Source organism: Pseudoalteromonas rhizosphaerae (genome assembly GCF_902498845.1).
Taxonomy (GTDB): Bacteria; Pseudomonadota; Gammaproteobacteria; order Enterobacterales; family Alteromonadaceae; genus Pseudoalteromonas; species Pseudoalteromonas rhizosphaerae.
On sequence record NZ_CABVLM010000010.1, the window covers coordinates 135,058 to 157,225 of the forward strand.

Annotated in this window: 13 protein-coding genes and 2 pseudogenes; 9 read left to right on the forward strand and 6 right to left on the reverse strand. The window is 35.7% G+C overall.

The features are described 5' to 3' along the window. Positions 1–37: 37 nt before the first annotated feature. The 8 genes and pseudogenes from PSR9079_RS15970 (at position 38) to PSR9079_RS16000 (ending at position 8,667) form a co-directional block, all read left to right on the forward strand. The gene (locus tag PSR9079_RS15970; RefSeq protein ID WP_145233499.1) at positions 38–772 is read left to right on the forward strand and encodes an FNR family transcription factor; all 735 of its coding nucleotides are present in this window, start codon (positions 38–40) and stop codon (positions 770–772) included. 92 nt (positions 773–864) lie between these two features. Next, positions 865–1,791, forward strand: coding sequence for a universal stress protein UspE (gene uspE, locus PSR9079_RS15975; RefSeq protein ID WP_149982391.1), 927 nt, complete (start codon positions 865–867; stop codon positions 1,789–1,791). A gap of 74 nt (positions 1,792–1,865) precedes the next feature. Then, positions 1,866–2,009 (forward strand): annotated as a pseudogene (locus tag PSR9079_RS23690) (tRNA 2-thiocytidine(32) synthetase TtcA); the annotation flags it as partial. Between the two features lie 142 nt (positions 2,010–2,151). Next, positions 2,152–3,420, forward strand: coding sequence for a site-specific integrase (locus tag PSR9079_RS15980; RefSeq protein ID WP_149982392.1), 1,269 nt, complete (start codon positions 2,152–2,154; stop codon positions 3,418–3,420). Further along, positions 3,398–5,071 carry a hypothetical protein gene (locus tag PSR9079_RS15985; protein WP_149982393.1) on the forward strand — a complete coding sequence of 558 codons (1,674 nt, stop codon included), beginning with the start codon at positions 3,398–3,400 and terminating at the stop codon, positions 5,069–5,071. The genes PSR9079_RS15980 and PSR9079_RS15985 overlap by 23 nt, the downstream gene beginning before the upstream one ends. Position 5,072: 1 nt before the next feature. After that, positions 5,073–7,445 (forward strand): hypothetical protein, encoded by a 2,373-nt coding sequence (locus PSR9079_RS15990; protein WP_149982394.1) that lies wholly within the window; start codon positions 5,073–5,075, stop codon positions 7,443–7,445. An 8-nt stretch (positions 7,446–7,453) separates the two neighbouring features. Further along, on the forward strand, positions 7,454–7,864 hold the full coding sequence (locus PSR9079_RS15995; RefSeq protein WP_149982395.1) for a hypothetical protein: 411 nt from the start codon (positions 7,454–7,456) through the stop codon (positions 7,862–7,864). A gap of 77 nt (positions 7,865–7,941) precedes the next feature. After that, complete coding sequence (locus PSR9079_RS16000) at positions 7,942–8,667, forward strand: HNH endonuclease (protein WP_149982396.1); 726 nt, start codon at positions 7,942–7,944, stop codon at positions 8,665–8,667. A 482-nt stretch (positions 8,668–9,149) separates the two neighbouring features. Here the strand turns inward: PSR9079_RS16000 and PSR9079_RS16005 are convergent, their stop codons facing one another. The 4 genes from PSR9079_RS16005 to PSR9079_RS16020 all read right to left on the reverse strand — a co-directional run bounded on the left by PSR9079_RS16005 (position 9,150) and on the right by PSR9079_RS16020 (position 18,171). After that, positions 9,150–13,694 (reverse strand): NACHT domain-containing protein, encoded by a 4,545-nt coding sequence (locus tag PSR9079_RS16005; protein WP_149982397.1) that lies wholly within the window; start codon positions 13,692–13,694, stop codon positions 9,150–9,152. Between the two features lie 312 nt (positions 13,695–14,006). Then, a complete protein-coding gene (gene ttcA, locus PSR9079_RS16010; RefSeq protein WP_149982398.1) occupies positions 14,007–14,900 on the reverse strand; it encodes a tRNA 2-thiocytidine(32) synthetase TtcA in 894 nt (297 codons plus the stop codon). 147 nt (positions 14,901–15,047) lie between these two features. Further along, complete coding sequence (locus PSR9079_RS16015; protein ID WP_149982399.1) at positions 15,048–16,226, reverse strand: HNH endonuclease; 1,179 nt, start codon at positions 16,224–16,226, stop codon at positions 15,048–15,050. After that, the gene (locus PSR9079_RS16020) at positions 16,219–18,171 is read right to left on the reverse strand and encodes an AAA family ATPase (RefSeq protein ID WP_149982400.1); all 1,953 of its coding nucleotides are present in this window, start codon (positions 18,169–18,171) and stop codon (positions 16,219–16,221) included. Before PSR9079_RS16020 ends, PSR9079_RS16015 begins: the two co-directional genes overlap by 8 nt. A gap of 363 nt (positions 18,172–18,534) precedes the next feature. Between PSR9079_RS16020 and ttcA (PSR9079_RS16025) the strand changes: the two are divergent. Next, a pseudogene (gene ttcA, locus PSR9079_RS16025) lies at positions 18,535–19,302 on the forward strand (tRNA 2-thiocytidine(32) synthetase TtcA); the annotation flags it as partial. A gap of 68 nt (positions 19,303–19,370) precedes the next feature. Here ttcA (PSR9079_RS16025) and secF read toward each other — a convergent pair. Together secF and secD are read right to left on the reverse strand one after the other, a co-directional pair. Continuing rightward, the gene (secF, locus tag PSR9079_RS16030; protein WP_149982401.1) at positions 19,371–20,297 is read right to left on the reverse strand and encodes a protein translocase subunit SecF; all 927 of its coding nucleotides are present in this window, start codon (positions 20,295–20,297) and stop codon (positions 19,371–19,373) included. Further along, positions 20,294–22,147 (reverse strand): protein translocase subunit SecD, encoded by a 1,854-nt coding sequence (gene secD / locus PSR9079_RS16035; protein ID WP_149982402.1) that lies wholly within the window; start codon positions 22,145–22,147, stop codon positions 20,294–20,296. The genes secF and secD overlap by 4 nt, the downstream gene beginning before the upstream one ends. Between the last annotated feature and the right edge of the window lie 21 nt (positions 22,148–22,168).

The window sequence follows — 22,168 nt, forward strand, 5'->3', positions numbered from 1 at the left end:
AACAAATTAATGTGACAACATTTAATGGACTGAACTAATGGATTTATATCAAAACAAAGCCAAAAATAATTGCACAATCAGCTGCAATGACTGCAGCATAAGTCAACTGTGCTTGCCTTTTACCCTCAATGGGCAAGAAATGGATAAACTTGATGAAATCATTGAGCGTAAAAAACCATTACACAAAGGGGATTTTCTTTTTGAATCAGGAGCGCCACTGAACGCTATTTTTGCTGTTCGTTCTGGTTCATTTAAGTCCTACACCCTTTCAGAGCAAGGTGACGAGCAAATTACTGGCTTTCACCTCGCAGGAGATTTAATAGGCTTTGATGCAATAAATAAAATGGCACACCAAAGCTTTTCTCAAGCGCTCGAAACCTCAATGGTATGCGAAATTCCATTTGAAACACTTGATGATCTAGCGGGTAAATTACCAAAACTACGCCAGCAGATTATGCGCCTGATGAGCAGTGAAATTAACTACGACCAAGAAATGTTTTTGTCACTGAATAAAAAATCAGCCGAAGAGCGCTTAGCTAGTTTTATCTACAACTTGTCAAATCGCTTTGGCGAACGCGGGTTTTCTCGTAAAGAGTTTCGCTTTACCATGACCCGTGGTGAAATTGGTAATTACCTTGGTTTAACCGTTGAAACGATTAGTCGTTTACTGAGTCGTTTTCAAAAAGCTGCTTTAATAAAAGTGGAAGGCAAATTTATCACTATTCTAGATAGTGATGGGTTATCCGCAGCTGCAGCAATTCACCCAAAATAAACTTGATCTAGCGCAACAAGTTGTTAGCTGTTACTTTAACTACTCACGTTATACGTTACACTCTAGCTATAAAGTAGTTAAAGGAGCAGCTTATGAACACCATCAAACAAATACTCGCCATTATTGATCCAACCGCTGAGTCTCAGCATGGTTTATCTCGCTCTATCGAATTAGCCAAAAAGTCCGGTGCCAGTATCACCGCTTTTATGAGCATTTATGATTTTTCCTATGAAATGACGACCATGCTCTCTGGCGATGAGCGCGAGGCAATGCGCAATGCCGTCGTTAAAGACCGCCAGTTATGGCTGGATGAAATTTTGCAACATTACCCAGACGTTGATATTAACAGCCAAGTGGTTTGGCATAATCGCACTTATGAAGCGATCATCGATACGGTAATAGACCAACAGTTTGATTTGGTTGTAAAAGGAACTCACCAGCACGATACACTTAAGTCAGTAATTTTTACTCCAACCGATTGGCATTTAATTCGTAAATGCCCAGCCCCGGTATTATTGGTAAAAGAGCACGCTTGGCCTTCGCAGGGTAATATTTTAGCTGCTGTTAACGCTGTAAGTGAAAATCAACAGCACCTTGATTTAAACCATCGTATTATTCAAGATGCGCAGTTTTTATGTGAACTGGCTAACGCAAGCCTTAGTATCGTGAACGCCTATCCTGCGACACCGGTAAACATTGCAATTGAAATCCCTGAGTTTAATCCCAGTATTTATAACGAGTCGGTTAAAAAACATCATATAGAATCAACCCATGAGTTAGCAGCTAGTCATCAAATCGCCCAGCATAACTGTGTCATAGAAGAAGGTTTACCAGAGGACGTGATCCCGGATGTAGCAAAGCGCCTTAATAGTGAATTAGTGGTAATTGGTACGGTTGGCCGCACTGGATTAAGTGCAGCCTTAGTAGGTAACACCGCAGAGCATGTTATTGACAGCCTTGATTGTGACGTATTAGCCTTAAAACCCGATGGCTATGTGAGCCCGCTGGCAAAAGATTAAATAAATTTTGTTGATTGAAACTTTAGGCATATAATACGCCCCTTTATTTTACCCATAGTTCTAAAGGGGGCGTAATGTCGCATTCTGTTCAAGCCAAAGCTCAACATAGCTTATCTAAGTTACAAAAACGCTTACGTCGTCAAACCGGTCAAGCGGTGATGGACTTCAATATGATTGAAGAAGGCGACCGTATCATGGTGTGCCTCTCTGGTGGAAAATTATATTCAATAACTATATTGTAAAGCATCTTTCACCTACTTCCCCCTTTTGATATCTATTATTAATTTTATTTTCCACAAAAATATGTAAAGTCTGCTATTTTATAAGAACACCTTATTATTCAAAAAAAATTTGTAAAGTATGAATGTCAGTAAATACCGTCTTGGGGATAAACGCTTTATTGCCTTCATAGATGAGAATCACATCCCTGTAGAACCTTTAGCAAATGCTTTTTTGTATACAATTTTTTTTCATTCATCTATCGCTACAAAATTTCGAATAGCCAATGAATTAAAAATTATTTTGAATTATTTCAAATCAAAAGCAATTAACTTAGAGGAGAGGATTTCAACAGGAGAACTATTAACAGAAGCAGAGATTAGTAATTTTTACGCTTCAATGAGAATGAATAAAAGCGCTTTGGATCAAAAAGATCAAATTTATTCCATAAACACCCCCGATATTTACAGTAAAAAAATAAGGAATTCAATTTCTGTATCCAATCATTCTAGTGCTCTAGTAGCTATTGAAACGTGCACAGGAAGAGTCAGAACCTTTAGAAAGTATTTGAGCTATATCTTTGACTATTTCCATGGACATAGTATTCCGTCACAAGAGTTATTATCTTCTTTCAGTAGAATTCAAGCTCGGATACAAATAAAAGAAAAATACACCAAGGAATCAAAATCATACAAAAGCATGATGCTACAAGAAAGCGTTATAGAGAATGATACTTACAAGCAATTTAAAGAAGTGATACAACCACATAATCCAAGAAATCCATTTAAAAAATCAAAATTCAGAAATTACCTCATATTATCTATACTTGATCAAACAGGTATCCGAAGAAGTGAAGTTTGCAAAATTAAGATATCTGATTGCCAATTCTTTGACAGTTTTGACAAAATAAAGATATATTCGACCCCTGACGACTCATCAGATCCTCGACTTGATAGACCAAACAATAAACGAGGAATCTCTCACTTAGTCTCTATTAATACTAGTTTAATGCATGAAATTTACTTCTATATAAATAGTATTAGAAATTTATATCCAAAAGCAGCCAGTCATGATTTTTTATTTATTTCTGAAAAAAATTCGAAAAATTCGGCTGGTTTGCCACTATCGAGAAACTCTGTAAACTATTCCCTTAAAAAAGTGTCCCGCTTACTGAACTCAAAAATTCACCCGCACTTATTGCGGCATAAATGGAATGAAAGATACACTGAATATGCTGCTAAAAAAGGCCTCAATAAAGAATGGGTCGAAGATTCTAGAAGAGCTGCTATGGGCTGGGTTCCAGGCTCTAATACTGGCAGAATTTATAATTTGAAGTATGAACAACTAACAGCTATGCGAATCATGCAGGAGCATCAAGGAGAAATAGATGGCTTCAAATCAAAAGAATAATGAAACTATTTCAAACACAATTTGTTTACCACAATATTTTACGTCTCAAGCTGGTCTAAAAGTTAAAACCTTTGAACCCGAGTGGGTCATTGATGATGGTGGCAACAATGCAAAAATCAATATTTCTTGGCTGTTAAATTTCGAAGAAAACTTGGTATTTCGAGACTCTTTAATTGACACTTTAATTCACTATGTAGAATCAAAATCTGCACTAACAGTCTGTACAGTTACTTTCGCTATAAGGGCTGCTTTTCCTAGTGATAAAATCAAAGTTACTGAGTTTACGCTTAATTGGCATGAACTAGCAGACTCTACAAAAAAAACCTTAAAAGGTTTCATTTCTACGGCTTATAAATTGAATAATATGATTTTTAGAGAATTTCAAGAAATAACAAAGAAGTTCAATTTTAAATCTAAATTTCAAGGGTTAGATCCAACCAAAGGCCGCCTAACTGACTATGAATACGATTCAATGCTGCAGGAGCTAAGAGTTAAATGTAATGCAATACCGAAAACCCCTCCAAAAGACTTTAGCTTTTATTCCAGTAACTCAGGCAATAAACTAAAATTTGAAAGTTATAAATCAATAATTTGTTATAGAACAATGGTACAGTTAGCTAGGAGGCCTAAGCAAATTTCATTCTTAAGATGGAGTGATGTATTACCTGTTTTTATCTCTTTTCAAGATAAACATATAGAGATAGAACCTCTTCATACTGGATTAAAAGAACTTCATGTGCGTTGTTATAAAATAAAACAAGGTGATACTGCTAGCTTCAGAAACATTCCTGAAATGTTTACGATTAAATTAACAGAATCCTTCTCCCAACTATTGCTAAAGTATTGTGATATATATAGAACTGGATTTAAATTAGCATTAGAAAGAAGTGGAAATTATATCTCTGAAAATGAAATAACAACGTTAATGGCTAATTTGCCACTTTTTCCATCCCAAGACCTCTTCATTACAAATTTTGATAAAAAAATACTAAATACTTTACGTAAAGGAAACTCTAAATTATTTCACCTTTCAGAAGGTAGTATAACTGCTTATGCAAAAACACATGGAAAGTGCTTAAGTGACAGAAAAGCTGATGTGATAGCTACAAATAATAGACTAAGACATACATGGCTTTGTAATGCAGCTATTCGTGGTGAATCCATTGAAGATATTTCAAAAATTACAAATGTAACACTTCCTGCGGCAAGGCATTATCTTCAACTCGGTTTGGAAGAAAGGCAATATATTGATAATAATTACAATGCAAACGAACTGTTAAGGAATGCATTTAAACCACAGAGCCTAATATTTGATAGTGATGAAGTAATCGAAAACGAGATTGCCGAAATAGTTGGAGTAGAGAAAGAAAAACCAACATGTACATCATGTGACCATAAGATAAGAATGGTCAGACCAATCCCATGTTATGGATGTTCGAATTTCATCCCTATATTAGAAGCTGATCATAATTCAATTCTTGAGCAAGCAATAGCGAAGCGAAAATACATATCGCAATTCGGAAGTTCAAATACAACAGTTGGCTCTACAGAGAGACTTGATAAAGCAATAAAGTATATAAGGATCACCATAGCGGTATGTAATGAAGAAATGGCAAACCTTCTCAAAATAGAAAAAGGTAAAAGGACTTAATATGATTAATAAATACGAACAAAGCCTACGAGAATTCACAGCCAAATACTCTTCAGATATACCGAAAACAATATCAGGGATTGATGGGTTGGAACCATCATGGGAACAGCCTGTTTGGTATATAACAGATCCCAATACTAAAGTCCGTCACCGATACTTACTAATTAAAACAACATCAGGAAAAAAACGGCCTAATTACGATTCTTTTTTTAGAAACTTAGAAACTTACACACCTTATTTATTTGATGAACAATATTCAATTCTGTTAAAAATATACACAATTGAAATGCAACTAGAAAATATAGTAAACAACTCTAGACAACATAGAGTAACCGTTGCTTCAAAGATCTTAACTGAAGCCCAAAAATATAGTTCGTTAAATGAACTCCCCCTCCCCTACTGGAATAGTATTAACTTATCCAACATATTTTGGGATTTTTGTAAGTCACATAATTTACTATCTGGCAGTGTTAGGCCAAGCCATAAAGATAGAGCTAGAGATGCAGACCTATCTATCATTAAAAATTCAAAGAATTTGAAAATGACACCGGAGTCTATAATTATTGCTTGCGGGAATATTTTTCAGACAATTTTTCAATCTATTGACGAAGACGGTGTACTTTTAAACAATGATATAGATATGAAAAATGCGATCGTAATAACAGGCATATTGCTCGGTTTAGCAACTCCCAGTAGGTTAGCTATCGAATTCCCATTATTAATGAACCAAAAATTAAAAACTATTACACCAAAAAATGGACAAACTATTAGCTACCTAGATTGGGTAGGAAGCAAAGGTTATCAAGATAACTCCACTCATATACTCGCAGTATTAGCGCCCTATGTAGGGAAAGCAATTAATTTTTTCCATATTCACTTTAAGCCTGAGAGATATTACATTCGCTATTTAAAAGATACGAAGCAATCTTGGAAGCAAATTTTGTCTGACTTTCAAGTAGATCCAGAACGAATGAGCTACTTAGATTTTAGTGTCCCCCCTAACTTATTCACTGTTGCTTACGCTCTTGGTTTTTATCCTATAAAGTATGAGGTATCAATCTTAAAAAGTAAGGATTACTTAGTTTTTGTGCCCAACCAAAAAAGGATAAAATATCGTAAATACTTAGATCCCATAAGTAAAAAGTCATACAGCAAAAGTGATGCACATAAACGAGTGCATATATCTAAAGTATCGAAAGATGATTTAATTTTGAACTTAACTGGGTTAGGAAAAATAAAATTCAATAGTTCACAATGTAATTCAGGGGTCCATCAAATTTTACAAATCCAAAATATTGGTGACAAACTAATAAGTGATCTAAATCAACCTCAAATTAGCACTGTTGGCTTACTTCAAGATGCAATTATAAATATCCAGAAAAATGCAATTCCTACATTTCCAATTGATTTCTTAGATTCTGAAATAGGTGCTGATTTAGAAAACCTTTTATTCTGTTACTCACCAGGTAAACACTCAATAAAAAACAAGAAAGGATTATCCTCTAGCCCTTTATTTATAACTTCAATAAAGATTTTAAAGAATGACTTAATAAGCTCGATGAATGGTCCTGAATTTTACTTAGACAATAACATTTTTTATAAATATGGTTTTGGGTTTCAGAAGCTAAAACCCCATTCACTTCGCCATTTTGTTAACACTCATGCTGAGAAAGGTAATATTCCTTTGTCAATAATTTCAGCTTGGTCAGGAAGAGTAAGCGTCAAGCAAACGCTAGAATATATTCATACTTCAGATGAAGAAAAAGCTGACCGCATAAAGTCTACATTAGAGTTAGACCACTCATCAAAAAGCATACGAGTAACAACTAAAAATGATCTAAAACGTTTTAGCTCTACACCTGCAAGCCTTTCAGACACTGGTGTTTGTGTACAGGAACTGTCTGTAACGCCTTGCAATTATATTAATAACTTCCTAAGCGGTTGTTTTGGTTGTGAGAGTGCGTGCTATGTATGCGGCGACGAAAAAGCAATCGAAATGCTTGAAAACGATTATAAATTTCAATCAGTTCGATTAAAAACATATTCAAACTCGCATAACATTCATATTTCTTCAGCCAAAAAACTATGGTGGCTAAATCACTCACAAGGAGTTGCACTATTAGGACAATTGATCCAAGTCCTGCTTTCAAATAAAGCTGGAAATTTAGTCAGTATAGCAGTAGACAAAAAAAAGTTATTTATTACTGATATTAAAACAAAAGAAACCGAAGAAATATTATTATCAATACCTTCTGATGAGGTTCTTTTAAAGCAATTAGATTGTACGCCAGCTAAAAAGAATCACGTACCTGAAGAAATGAAACTATTACTTTCCTCTTTTGGCATGATTAATTCAAATAACCATTATGAGTAGAAGCTTACATGTCAGCAAAACCTAAAATAACTGAAGATGAACAATTTAAAATAGAAAAAATGCTATTCCTTTGGGAAGGTAAACTCACATGGAGCATGTTAACTCAGAAGATAAAAATTGAATTAGGTATGAAAATATCACGGCAGACATTAACTACTTATAAAGGAATTTATAACGCCTATAGCAATAAAAAAGAACTGTACAGTGGAAAAACACATCAAGTAGAAAAAAGAATCACTCAGAGTGATGTGACATTGGTGAAGCAATTAGAAAATCTTCAGGCTGAAATAGAGTTAAAAAATAAAACAATCAATGAACAAAAAAGATTTTTGCAGCGAATTTTACAAAACGCAATTGAAATTCCAGCCCTCAAAGGAAACCTTGATATATTAATTGCAGAAAGGCCAGAGGATAAGTAAGTTGCAAAATAATGTGTTTCATTAGGGATAGATGATGATCTTGCATCAACAACATAAATAATAAATAGGGAAAGAAAATGACAAGAATAAGTGACTCTCAGATAAAGATGGCTTACATCGTGAGTAAAGAAGTTTTTTTAGGTAAATTAAGAAAGATTGATGGCGCATTAATCTTATCAGATGATTATGACTTAAATAAAGCTAGTGCTGGAGATTTCATTAATTGTTTTAAATGCATGGCAGAAGGACGAATATTTCAACGTGCTATGAGCTGTAAAGCTATGGACATCTTTATTAAAAATATTGCGGATGATTTCTCCTTTGAAGTGCTTGAAAATGCACTCAATGCTTTGGAGTTGCATATAAATTACTATGAAGCCCAATATGATACTAATTCGCCCTCAATGCGCAAAATTTTAAATATGCATAGAGCAACTATGTTTAATAGTAACTCAATTGAGTCTATATTCAATCAGTTCCAAAAAGATATTGATAAATCCCTTAGCCTTTCTAGTGATGAAAGGAAAAGGTTTATCAATGCTAGCGACCCAAATCCAAAGCAAATAACAGTTAGTGTTAAAGTCTATCAACGCAATTCACATGTTGTAGCTGAGAGAGCTTCTATTGCAGATGGTATTTGTGAAAGATGCAAGACTCAGGCCCCATTTTTGAGAGCTAAAGATGGTTCCCCATATTTAGAGGTCCATCATATAAAGCATTTAAGTGAAGGAGGTTTGGACACGTTAGATAATACTATTGCTCTATGCCCAAATTGTCATCGCGAGCTTCACTTCGGTCAATAATTGCGTAACGAATCAAGTAAAACAGTAGACTTCGACTCATTTAGATTTAGATGCAATATCTTATCAAATAAATGTCAGATTTAGCTTAAATGTTCAAAGTAGTACGCAGCCGCGATAGAGCAAGCAAAAAATATTTTAACTTAGGAAGCGAGATTACAATAACTTTACACGCGCAGCGCGAGCCATAAAACCGTTCGTGATAGGCCGAAAAATTGGCTGCTCTCAATATCAGTAATGATGTAATACGAGTACCATACTTTATAGTCTTGTTGAAATTGCAAAGGCCAACGATCTTATGGTGCATAACTATATCTCTATTTGCTTTGAACACCTTGCTGAGCAGCAGAATAACTTTGAACCGCTATTACCCAAGAAAATTAAGCTAGGCTAGGTGTCGATAGCTATTCACTTACTAAATAGCCCCCTGTGTCAGGATAGTTAAACCGAAGCCCTGCTTAATTGCTATGACATTTTTCATTTTGCTATGAAGACCTTGACGCCGCCTCTGCCGCTTGCTCTGCTTGATATGGAACCGTATCCAAGAGCCTCTCATACATTGACATTGCTTGTTCTTTAATAGACGGAGTTGTTCTTTGTAAGGTAACTGTTAGCTCAATTAATTTGTCTACATCTTGTAAATAGCCATGAGGTTTTTTTTCTAGTTTCTTATCAAGAATAGCTTTTAATATAAGTAATATCGCTCGTAATGCTTTAGGCCGAGGATTGATATTAACTAATGCTTCAAGTATGTTGCGTGAATTTAGAAGCTTTACAAGCTCGGGCTGCTCAGACAAAAATAAAAGCAATTGTAAAGTTATATCATCCTGGGGCAGCTTCTTATTAAATGGGAATAGTGAATTTAATGCAGAGGCGATTTGTGTTGTATCTACACGCATACAACTCATAAGCATCTCATGTGAGTTTGCTCGAATATTACTTTGGTAATACCAACCTGAAGCAGCAGCATAGATTCCACCTTTATTCACTACTACATTACCTGACTGCAACAAACTATCCCAATAAACTGCCATTTTTTTACTTGCACGATTTGAAATTACTAACCCTGATATCAGTTCGGCGGCAGCCTGCTTACAAGTATCATTACTATTTCCCCACTGCATTAGAATCTGCATTAACAACGATTCTTTAAGCCGCTCTACTAGCCTCCATAATGTATGAACAAGTATAGGGCTTTCAAATAGTACAGGAACAGACGTAAGTAAGCTCTCGAATAAGGCGTTGATCTTATCTTCATTTGCCCAATATAGCTGCTCTCCCTGTATAGTTAATATAAATTGCCAGTTGCTTTCTGATTTCGATACTTGAAGGTAGCTTAAAAGGATACAAATCCATTGATCGTAATCTGGTCTTTTTCTGGCTAGTAATCCCATATAAATTGCATTCAAGATATTAATGCTAGCAGTAGAGCTATAACTAAACCCTCCTCCTCGTCCAAACAAAATGGCATCGTCATTTGATTGATCATAGTTATCAATGGAATCAACTTCTTTATCAATCTGGTGATGTAGATACTCAACAAGCAGGGCTATCTCTATGGAGTTAAGCCCTTTCTCTCTGCGTGCTATTTCCTCATAGGCTCGTGCAACCCCGCTAACCCATTCCTTGTCTGTAAACCCCTTTGAATTTAGATCGTTGATTAATGTCTTTATTTCATTTGTTGTAAGGGTCTTAATAGAACTTAACTGGGCGACAGCATCGCCAGCAATTCTTTCATGTACGCTCTTAACAAAATGGGTTCGTAGCATGAAGGTGGCTTTTTGTGGCTCAGCAATAGCAAATTGACTGAATGCTTGTGAGAACGCGGAAATTTCAGCACCTCTCCAGTGTCGCCATTTAGTTTCAGTAACTATAGTCGGGTCACTAAGCCTATCGAGCATATTCATAATATTTTCTACAGACGATAATTTCATTTGCTCAGCTGACATTGGTGAACTAATACACGATAAGGTACCGACTTGGCACCGTTGACCAATTTTAAGTTGTCCATAAGTATCACGCTCGAATATTTGTCGCCGCCTGCGAGGTGTTAAGATCTGACTTGGTAATCGTGCTAGTAAAGATAAGCGATATTCCTCATTTTTCGAACGAATATAATGACGGGTCTTTACGTCTGGGTAGGCGCTTAGAGGGTTAAGTGTGTAGCTTTCTATAGTATCTCTAACTAATTCTGCTTGTAGGAGCGTCCAATGAGATGAGCTTTCCTCAAGCAACATCATAGTTAAGTGTCCATTAACAGACCGCATTATATTTTGGTCGTCGCTAAAATAGCCATGACCAATGCAAAGTCTAGCCTCATTCTCAATAAGGTAACTTACAATATCGGAAGTTAATGCCGTGGGATTTGAAGCAAAAGCTATCACTAATAATGATTGAACTTCATCAAAATCTACACTTGAAAACTTTTTCGCTGTTAAAGTGAATTGGGACGGATTGTTAGTGGCTAAACAAACTAACGCTTTTAGTAAAATCCCAACCATTCCACCCCCTTTAGAGATTTCGTCAAAGTCATCACCGAAAGAGGCAGAGCTTCTAAAAGTTCTTGAAATTTCCTGTTGTACTTCACCTTCATCCAGTATTTCTATAAACCATGGAAACAGAACCTCTATGAACATTGAAGGGTGAGCAGTTATATAGCTTTCAATCGACAAAGAAGATTCCCATAAGATTTTGTCGCGCTCAGCGTACAGCCATGTTATTAGTAATTGTAATGCAGAGTCATGTTTCGAGTTTTCGAACAAATCTTGGATATATCTCGATATCGAATGTGTATCAATTATTTTTGTTGATATAATGGCTTCTACTAGCTGGATTGCTCCTGCTGATGATGCTTTTGAACGGGATAGCACATGAAAGCTAGGCGTATGATACTCCTCACCTTTCCAGTAGCTTTCGATCAAATAAATAACGTTATTTTCATCAGATTTAACTTCCTCAATCAGCCATAAAATCACATCTTCGATAAGCATTGGATTTTGCATTAGTGACGAAAGTTCATCTGCTAAATATTCGCGCCAAAGACTCCACTTTCTTGCAGTCTTTGAAATGACCCTTGATGCAAGAGTGTCACCGTCTTCTATTACTCGATAGATTCGCTCAGCGTCCTCGTAGTCGGGAGATAGGGTCGATGTCATAACATCGATCAGAAGGTGGTAAATATGGCGACGTACAGACGGATCAAACAATAGCCTATCCATAATTTGATGGTACTGAGGTTTATCATGCTCTCGGAGGTACTCAAGTCCTCTTAATATGGTACTCCTAGAAAACAGTCCATTTTGTTTTTCAAGAACAAATTCGTAGAAATTGCTATCATCAGTAAGGAAGGACTGTGACTGAAAGTCGTCTAACCAGGCTTGGTGACTGAAGCCGATATTATCTCCAAAAAGTACTAGTATACCTACTGATTCCAATTTTGTGAGTAGAGGTTGGTAATCGAAAGTATATGCACTAATGGGGCGTCGAAGAACCTCTTCGCGAACCATATCGGAAGCTAAGCGTTGTAAGAATTTATTACATTGCTCCTTCAAAGGATCATTTGCCAGCTTTTTCTCAAGCCATCGTGATAACAGGTTTTTAGATGTAATCTCCATTTTATTATCGCCGGCTTTCACCAAGCTGACATATAAGCTGAGGGCAAAGGGAACTTGGAGTGTTGGATACATCGAAGCTGGAATACTAGCTTTATGAATGTTTATCTCTTCAAGAAAGAGTTCGACGTCTTTCTTAGGTAAAGGATTGAGGTTGATCTCTTCAGCGTTTAGCTGAGTGAATCTAGTGTCAAAACTAGCTTCAAATGGTCTTGAGGATGCAATTATGTGAATCGGGTACGTTTTTCTAGCCTCGAAATATTCTTTTAAGCCTAAAATGAGGTCTATTAATACTCTAAAACGGCTGGAGCTTTGATCCATAACCTCACTTACAGCATCCATTTGGTCGATGATTAACACGAGCGGAGATTCTTGAGAAAGTTCAAGTAGTGAGGCTACTAGGCTGCCCTGTCCTTCACATTTTAGAAAGGAGGCTAGCTCTTCTAGGTCGTTAATATCTTTATCTAACTCATCAGCTTTAATCGCTAAAACAGTAAACTGGGTATCAAGTAGCCGTTCATAAAGTGAAGAAAGCAGTGAAGATTTGCCAGAACCAGCTCCCCCTATGAGTAGATAACAATTGCTTTCCTCTGTCTTTAAACGATGTTCTAGCGTTTCTAGTTCAGGCCGTTTTATAAAGCGATTCTCAATAGTCTTTTGCCAATTATGAAGTGGTAAGCTTGCGTGCTTTAAATCGGCTAACACTAGTTTATAAATATATGAACCAGAAGGAGGTTGATGAATATCTTGAGGTAATTTGAAGAATCGCTTACGAACATCTTGATTTATATCGAGCCATCGGTTTAGTTCATGTGGGCGGATTAACTGGTAGCTCATACTTTGAATTTTAGAGAAAATACTATCAATTACATCGCCAGATTCAGTGTTCTTAAATCGTTGGTAGCTCTTAATCACTAGCTTAGTTGCAGACTCTACTTCAACCTTATTTTCTTTTAACCAATTGAATGGCTTTTCAAAGAAATCATCAACTTCCGCTTTTGGATCGGTACTCAGTGCTAGACAATATGTAAAGTCTTCTGGGTATGGTAATAAGTCAGGGGTTAGTTCACTATGTAAAAGAAATTTAACGACTTCTTTTAATACATCCTTTCGAGAATACTTTTTTCCTTCTCTTTTACATTGGACTAATCCTGCTGGTACACCATTATTTGTTAACCATACATCTCGACCTTGATCTGCACCAGTAATCATTAGGCGCGACTTATCAAATTCTAACTCAGTATTGTTACAGCCAGTGTAAAATAAATCCCATAAAAGTAACTCAAAGTGTTCTGGTGCCAATAGGTGAAATGGCATTGAGCGAACTTCAGATTGAATAACATCTGTTGATGCTATTCTCTCACGTAATATGAGTACATCCTCTGTTTCAACTACGTTGAGATAGCCTAACTCACTCAAAACATTCTCCCTTAAACCATTATTTTTTATAAGTATATAAGATTAGTATCATTGATTATTCAATCCAACACCAATGAAATTTCTTTATTGTATGAAAATTCTAAAGCTAAAATTTGGCTCCAGCCTCTAGTTGGAAGTTAAAAGCTGACTTATTAGATATCTAGTAAAACAGGGGAAGCTAAAATCTGACTCGTTGAGAGTAACGAGTCAGATTTGAGTGCATTTTGGTATAGTAGAAGTTATGAGATTTGATTAATAAGTTCTATAAATTACAAAAGTGAAATTTATAAGTTCAAACTTGGCTGACCAATACTATATATTAGTAACATCTATATATAGTGATTCATCTATATTAGTAGATGATACTGTGGCTTCACTAAATTCGTAAACGTCACGCTCACCATCTCTTGCTAATGGCAAATTGACAAAATCGAATAACTCCCTGTCAGCTAATTGACTTGGGCTAATGTTTTGAATAGATTTAAATATGCTTTCAACACGGCCTGGTGACTTTTCATCCCATTCGATTAACATCCCTTTAATCGACTGCCGTTGTAAGTTTTCTTGTGAACCACATAAATTACAAGGAATTATAGGGTAGCCTTTATGTTCAGCATAGGTAATGAGATCTTTTTCTCGACAGTAGGATAATGGACGAATAACAACATTACGACCATCATCAGATCGTAGTTTAGGAGGCATAGCTTTCAATCTAGAGCCATGAAACATATTAAGAAACATAGTTTCGACAATATCGTCCATGTGATGACCAAGTGCGAGCTTTGTTGCACCAATTTTTTCTGCAAATGAATACAATGTACCACGACGAAGACGCGAGCAAAGGCCACAGGTAGTTTTACCTTCTGGAATTTTGTCTCGAACAACTGAATATGTATCTTTGTCTACTATGTAATATGGTATACCTAAGGTCTCAAAATAATCAGGCAAAATATGTTCAGGGAAACCCGGTTGCTTTTGATCTAAGTTAACTGCAATAACATCAAACTTTATTGGCGCTGACTTTTGAAGCTGCAGTAAAATGTCGAGCATTGCAAATGAGTCTTTCCCTCCACTTATGCAAGCCATCACAACATCCCCATCTTCAACCATATTATACTCAGTGATAGCATTACCAACATTTCTTCTGAGTCTTTTTTGCAGTTTATTTAGTTCAAGCGTATCTGTTCCGGTGTCTTGTAAGTTCATTGATTTTGCCCACACAGCCAGTGTGACTGGCAGTTATACATAAGTGAAAGTTTGGCGCGGATTATACGGTATTTAGTGCGTAGATGAAATATTCTATCAATACAAAATAGAGTGGATTTTGCAGAATGAAGAAATATGACACCCAAACTAATTTTTGTAGTTTTTATTAGTTAAGGTACTTAATGTATCTAGCCTAAACTTGTATGTACTCGTATTGTATATGTTTCTATCCCCCCCAATATCAAACATTGTAACTATATTTTCTCTAGTGTTTAGGAACTCTTCAAACTTGGGTCCGAGTAACCCTTTAAATGACTCATATTTATCATTCATTGATTTGTATTCTCGCTTTATCGAATCTTTTTGATATTCGGCTTCGAGCTCAAATAATGTAATATTACTTTTAAATTTAGTACAACCATTTAAAAGTATTCTTGGTGGAACATCTAAAAGAGGTACAAAACTAAAAACTTTATAATTCCTAGTACCAGCAATTAGTGGATGCATATTTTTCATATATGTATCTTTAGACTTTTTAAATTTTTGGTTACAAAAACCACATGAAGGAACTAAATTATATAATGTAGTTGCCAAAAATGGATATCTACTTTTAGGATAAAAATGGTCTAAATCAGGTCTCGCTGTTACATATTTTCCATAAGTAATTTCTACATCCCTTTTATTACAGTAAGGACAAATTTTTAAAGCACTTGATTCAATGATTACCTGCCCAAACTCAGTTCTCAGAGCCTCATAGTTAAAAATTTTTTCTAGCTTACCAAACCATAATGGATAGATATTTCTAACACCTTTTGGTGTAACTGAAGTACCTACGTGTACATTTCTAATCCTGCAACATATTTGGTAAATTTTTAATGGACTTGTTGCCTTTTTAAGTTCAACTGAGAAGTATTCAGCCAATATGGAAGATTTTTCGTTTAGAATTTTATCCAACTCATTGATAAATTTACCCTTTAATGCAAGAGCAACGTTTTTATCTGTATCAATTTTAGACTTAATAAAAGAGACATCAAAATTCAAATCATAACTTCTAAAGTTGAAATATGGATTAAATCTATCTGCAAGGAGTGGAAAATTGTCATAAATCTCATTTATCTTCTTACTCAAGCTTTTTGGAGGACAAAATACTAAACTCAAAAGAAATGATTCGCTAAATAGAGAACTGTAAAAACTTGCATTAATCTGGCACTGTTTCTTAATCTCTGCATATATGGTTTTTTGCTGTGATAAAGAATTTTTAAAAAAATTAGAGCTCTTTAATTTTTTTTGGAAACCTGTTGGAAAATAATATTTAAATTTAACCATCTAACAAAGCTTCCTTCAGAGCTTTATTACATATTTTATTAACTAGTTTTATTTGCTCTTTAGTTAAAGCAATGTTTTTTAATTTTGCATCGATCATCTCTTGAAGCTTTATCCTTGAATGCTCTCCATAGGTTGAATCTAAATGCATTCCTTCTAAATAAAAATCTGATAAAACTGTTCCAAAACCTAATGAACTACCTGCAACTGGTTTTCCATCTTCAACATTAAGAGCTAATATATCCTCAGGCAAAAAGTCACCAATTATCAGTGGTGAATGTGTAGTTATTATAAATTGAGATGTAGATTCACAATTTAAGTTTTTTATTAATTCTATTAAATCAAAAACAAATTTCCTTTGCCACTCTGGGTGAAGGTACAAATCAGCTTCATCAATGAGAAATAATTGAAAGTCATTGGATCTTTCTCTCAATAAGAAGTTAAAAATAGAAGAAAAAAGGCTAGTTTTTGCAAATTCACCACTGCTAAACCCTTCCCATCCGTGGTCAATGCTCTTTTGTAAATAAGGAGGTAACTTAGTAACTTCCTCTGAAATATATATTATGTCCAAAGGAGCTGAGTACTTAATTTGTTCGATACCGGAGTAACCTTCAAACATATTAGATGAGTTTAGGACTAGATATCCTTCAGTATTATAAATAAGCTCTTCTAACCAATTGTTCCTTATATACAGACTTTCCCTAGAATTATTGTTTACGATCTCTCCAGATTTAGTACTAGTGATATTTCTAATAACTTCAAGGAAAATATCTAAATCCTCCCTCAAATCATGTTTTAGTCCGTTTAGGCTTTCGTATATTTGACTAGGACTTTCATTTCTATTACTGCTTTTATTTTTTAGTACTTGCTCTATGGTGTTCGATAAAACCCCTTCAATATCAAATTCCGAATCCCAAACGTTTCTATTTGGCAATTCTCTGTTATTAAAAAGCTTTTCTATCAAATTAATGCAAAGATATGCCGATAAGTTTCCATCTACTTTATGCTTTAATATATTATTTCTAAATATGTTTAAAATCCCTTTAGATACTATTGCACCTATACTATTACTGGGAAGAGTAACATTTATTGGTAAGAGGTAAGAGAGCCTATCATTGTTTGAAATATCAGATAAAATAGTTCGTAAATAGTAGTTAGAAAAGTCAGATATTAAGTTTTCGAGTTCAATTGGTAACTCGCTAGACTCTTTTGCGCGAAATAAAGATTTTAATACTTCATGTTCATCTTTCACATCAGACTGGGATTCTCTTAGATAACTCAAATATAAAGATTCGTTATTTTTAAAATAGCCTTCTTTAATTAAATAACAAACAAATGACTCTTTGATCCAATTTTTTAGGGCTGGTGTCATACCTCTAAACTTAAAGGTATAAACAACATTGCTACTATATTTATTTCCTTTTCTTTTTAAATAACTAAATATGTTCTCAAGTTGTTTAGTTCTATTTTTTTTACTTGAACTAAGTTTTTCAGAAGATAAGTTGACAACATTTTTCTTACTTGCGTTCTTGTTCGCGCTAAAACTAGATAAATTATTAACTTTTATTATCTTATGTAGATGTCGGCTTTCTAAGTGATTTATTTTATGATCTTTAATTTTACCACATAATCTAAAATTAAAAGATTTAGTATTTAGAGTCTTTTGAAAAAAAGTCTTACTATTCTTGTCAAAAAATAAAAAAGCACCTGAACTTTCAATATTACTATACAAACTCTCGATAAAATCTAAAATAGATGTCTTCCCAGACCCATTTTTACCAATAATAGCTTTTATATTTATCCCTTCATAAAAACTCTCTATGTACTGATCGTTTTTAGATATCAGTAATTCACCTTCCTTCAGATGAAAATTGAACTCAGATGTAAGAGGAATTGATATATTGTGAAGTTGAAGATGTTCTTCAATATGGACAAAGACTAGTTTCATGTATTTTGATAGTTTTTCTTTAAATATACCTATTTGATGACAGTAGAGCAATGAGAACTGTTCTTTAATCTTAAGAAGAAGTTAGATACTTTTAATTCATTAGCAAAAATTTTAGCTGCCTTTAGTAAAACTTCTCTTTCTTTAGAGACATCTTGAAGTCGATGATCTAGTTTCATCGAAATAACTTCCTACCCAAAACATTTCTAATGGCATTTTGTAAAGCATCATAAACCTGAAAATACATTAAATCTCTCTTTCTTCTTTTTAGTTAACAGTATCTTTTATTTTTGTAATGCTTGAAAAATTTAAGTTACTGAAAATAAACTAAAATAAACATTTTATTTTTGATATTATTTAATATAAGGTAAAGACAGTTATACTCTACTTGACATGCTGCAGCATTTACAGCGTGTTGCACCTATTAAATTTGATTTGTTTGTTGTTAACCTTGATCAAAAGCAACCAGGCTTTCCTGAACATGTATTGCCAGCATATTTAGACACTCAGAATATTGAATACAAAATTGTTGAAGAAGACACCTACAGTATAGTGACTGATATTATTCCTGAAGGTAAAACAACCTGTTCGCTATGCTCACGCTTACGTCGCGGCATTTTATACCGTACCGCAAATGAAATGGGAGCCACTAAAATCGCCTTAGGTCATCATCGCGACGATATGATCGAAACCCTATTCTTAAATATGTTTTATGGTGGCAAACTGAAAAGCATGCCAGCTAAATTAATGAGCGATAACGGCGAGCACATGGTAATTCGTCCATTAGCCTACTGTAAAGAAACAGATATTGAACAATATGCTATCAGCCAAGCATATCCTATCATTCCATGTAATCTGTGTGGCTCACAAGAAAATCTGCAACGCAAACATACCAAAGCGATGCTTGCACAGTGGGATATTGAGCACCCTGGTCGTATTGAGAGTATTTTTACTGCAATGCAAAATGTTGTGCCTTCGCATCTAGCAGATAATGAGTTATTTGATTTCACCAACTTAAAAACCGGTGAAGTAATTGATGGCGGCGATATTGCGCTTGATAAACCAGACATACCAAAACAACCTGTACTTAACGATGATGAAACAGCTGATGTTGTGACAATTAATTTAAGTTAACAAATTAACTTAAAGAATAACAATGCCGCGTATATCGCGGCATTTTTGTTTTCCGTTGATAAAGTCAGTTACGGCATATCCATCAACGCTTGGCTTTGCTCATCGACCTTAACTTGATAGTTTTCATGCCTTAAACCAAGTAACTGTGGTAACGTTGCAGCAATACAAATTGACGATAATGTTCCCACAACAATTCCTACAAATAGTGCGATAGAAAACCCCTGTAACGGCGCACCAGCCAATAACCACACACTCGCCACTGTTGCAAGAGTAGTGCCTGAGGTGATTAAAGTACGGGTCAAAGTGCTCTTAATTGATTCATTGATCACCGTATTCACGCTAGCTTGTTGTGTTGTGGAATCTAAGCGCAGTAGCTCGCGTACCCTGTCACCGACAATAATTGAATCATTTAATGAATAACCAATGATTGCCAGTAAACTCGCTAACACGGTTAAGTTAAAATCAAGCTGTAACCATGCAAATAAACCAACTACCACCACCACGTCATGCATTAAAGCCACAACCGATCCCAACGCTAAACGCCACTCAAACCGTAGCGCTAAATAAATCATCACGGCAACCATTGCCGCAAATAATGCCAAACAGCCTTGTTCAAATAATTCATCGCCAACTTGTGAGCCTAAGTAAGAAGATGACAACACTTCAGCACCCAATGTCTCATCTTGCGTAAGCGTTGCTAACCAAGGCGATGTACTGGCTTGCTCAGCCTCTCTTAACTGAAAGTGCTGGCTAGATTGAGCGCTTAAGGTAAAGTCATCATGGTGATAATAACTAATTTTCTTCGCCAGCTCAGCCTCACTAATTGGCACTGCAGTGGTAAACTCAGTTAAATAGCCACCAGTAAAATCAAGGCCGAAATTCAATCCTTTTGTAGCAACCCCTATTACAGAGAGCAGCACTAGTAGGATAGATAAAACCAACCCCGATAAACGTAAGCGGGTTGTGGTGCTCATTTTTTCATTTGAATTACTCATGCGCGAGCTCCTCGCTTATTTGCCAATTTTAAATACAAAGTCTGACTCAACGCCTTAGAAACATACACCCCGGTAAATACGCTAGTTATTAGCCCTAACGCCAGCGTAATTGCAAAGCCTTTGATTGGCCCATAGCCAATACCATATAAAATAATTGCCGTGATCATAGTGGTAATATTAGCATCAAAAATTGTCGCAAATGCTTGTTGGTAGCCCTGCTCTATCGCTTGATATGGTGCTCGGCCTTTACGGCGCTCTTCTTTGATCCGCTCAAAAATAATAACATTAGTATCAACAGCCATACCGATTGTCAGTACCAGCCCGGCTATGCCCGGTAAAGTTAGCACCACGCCAGGCAGCAGTGACATTAATCCTACTAAAGCTGTTAAATTCAATAATAAGGCAATATTTGCCACCAGCCCTAAACGGCGATACCACAGCGCCATAAAGGCTAATGTAATACCCATTCCCAACATTAAGGCCGCGAGCCCATTATGTATGTTATCTGCTCCCAAGCTTGGCCCAATGGTTTGTTCTTGTACGATTGTCACCGGCGCAGTTAATGAACCTGCACGTAATAGCAATGCTAAATCCTGCGCCGCTTGTGGGCTTTGCATATTAGTAATACTAAATTGGCTACTCAAATGTTGAGCTATATTGGCTACATTAATCACTTCACTTTTTTTAACTACTTCACCTTTGGTATTTTTATAATATTCAGAATACACCGTTGCCATTGGTTTACCGATATTACGTTTTGAAAATGCCGACATCGCCTCGCCACCTTGACTATCAAGGCTAAGTTGCACTAGCGGCTTGCCCCATTCATCGCGCCCTGCATGGGCATTATTGATGTGCTGTCCTGAAAAAATAGCAATTGGGTCTAAATTGATCGAGCCACCATTTTGCAGGTTAAAGGTTTTTCCGCCGATTTCTTTAAGCTGATAAAAATCAAGCGACGCTGTTGCACCTATAATACGTTTTGCTTCACTTGGATCTTGTACACCGGGTAACTCAATACGAATACGTTGTTTACCTTGGCGCTGGGTAACTGCTTCAGTAATGCCTAATTCTTCAATACGGCCTCTTAAAGTGGTTAAGGTTTGACTCATTACTTCTTTATCAAACGCATTACTACCTTGTTCACTAAAACTAAATGCCACCGTTGTTAAATTACCTTGTGAATGCGCAGTTGCCATTAAACGCTCAAAACGCTTTAGTACATTCGCCTGTACTACGGCTAAGTCACTTTTAGCAGCAGGCAACGCATGTAATTCAAAACCATGGGCATTTTTTTGTACACGAACACCTCTGGCTTTTTCATCACGAATAATTGTTTTAGTTTGTTCATACGCACTATCAAGTTGCTCTTGTTGCGCTTTCACTAAATCAACATCTAATACAAATAACACACCACCATTAAGATCAAGACCTAATTTTATAGGTGCTAATCCTAAGCTTTGTAACCAATCGGGACTTGTTTGATGCGTGACTATTTTTGCATTCAACTGCGTAAATTCACTTTTTAACGCTTGTTGCGCTGCGGCACTTTTGGTTGGCTCTTGTAGTAACACATTTAATGAAAGGCTGTTTTGCGCCACTTGAATTGATTGCTCAACCAGAAACCCATGTTGATTTAAAAAATCAATAACAGATTTTTGCGAAGGAGTATTCGCTAGTAACTGCTGTGAATGTTGCTGGCTCTGCGTTGTACTCAGATGCAGCCACGATTTTGCTGGATATAAATTTGGTAAGGCACTGAGCGCTAATAATACCAGCGCCAAAAACATCGCCATATAGCTTATTTTAAAACGCTGTAGCTGCGGTTTTTTTGATGAATTTTTTAACATATTGCTTCCTTTAAACCAATG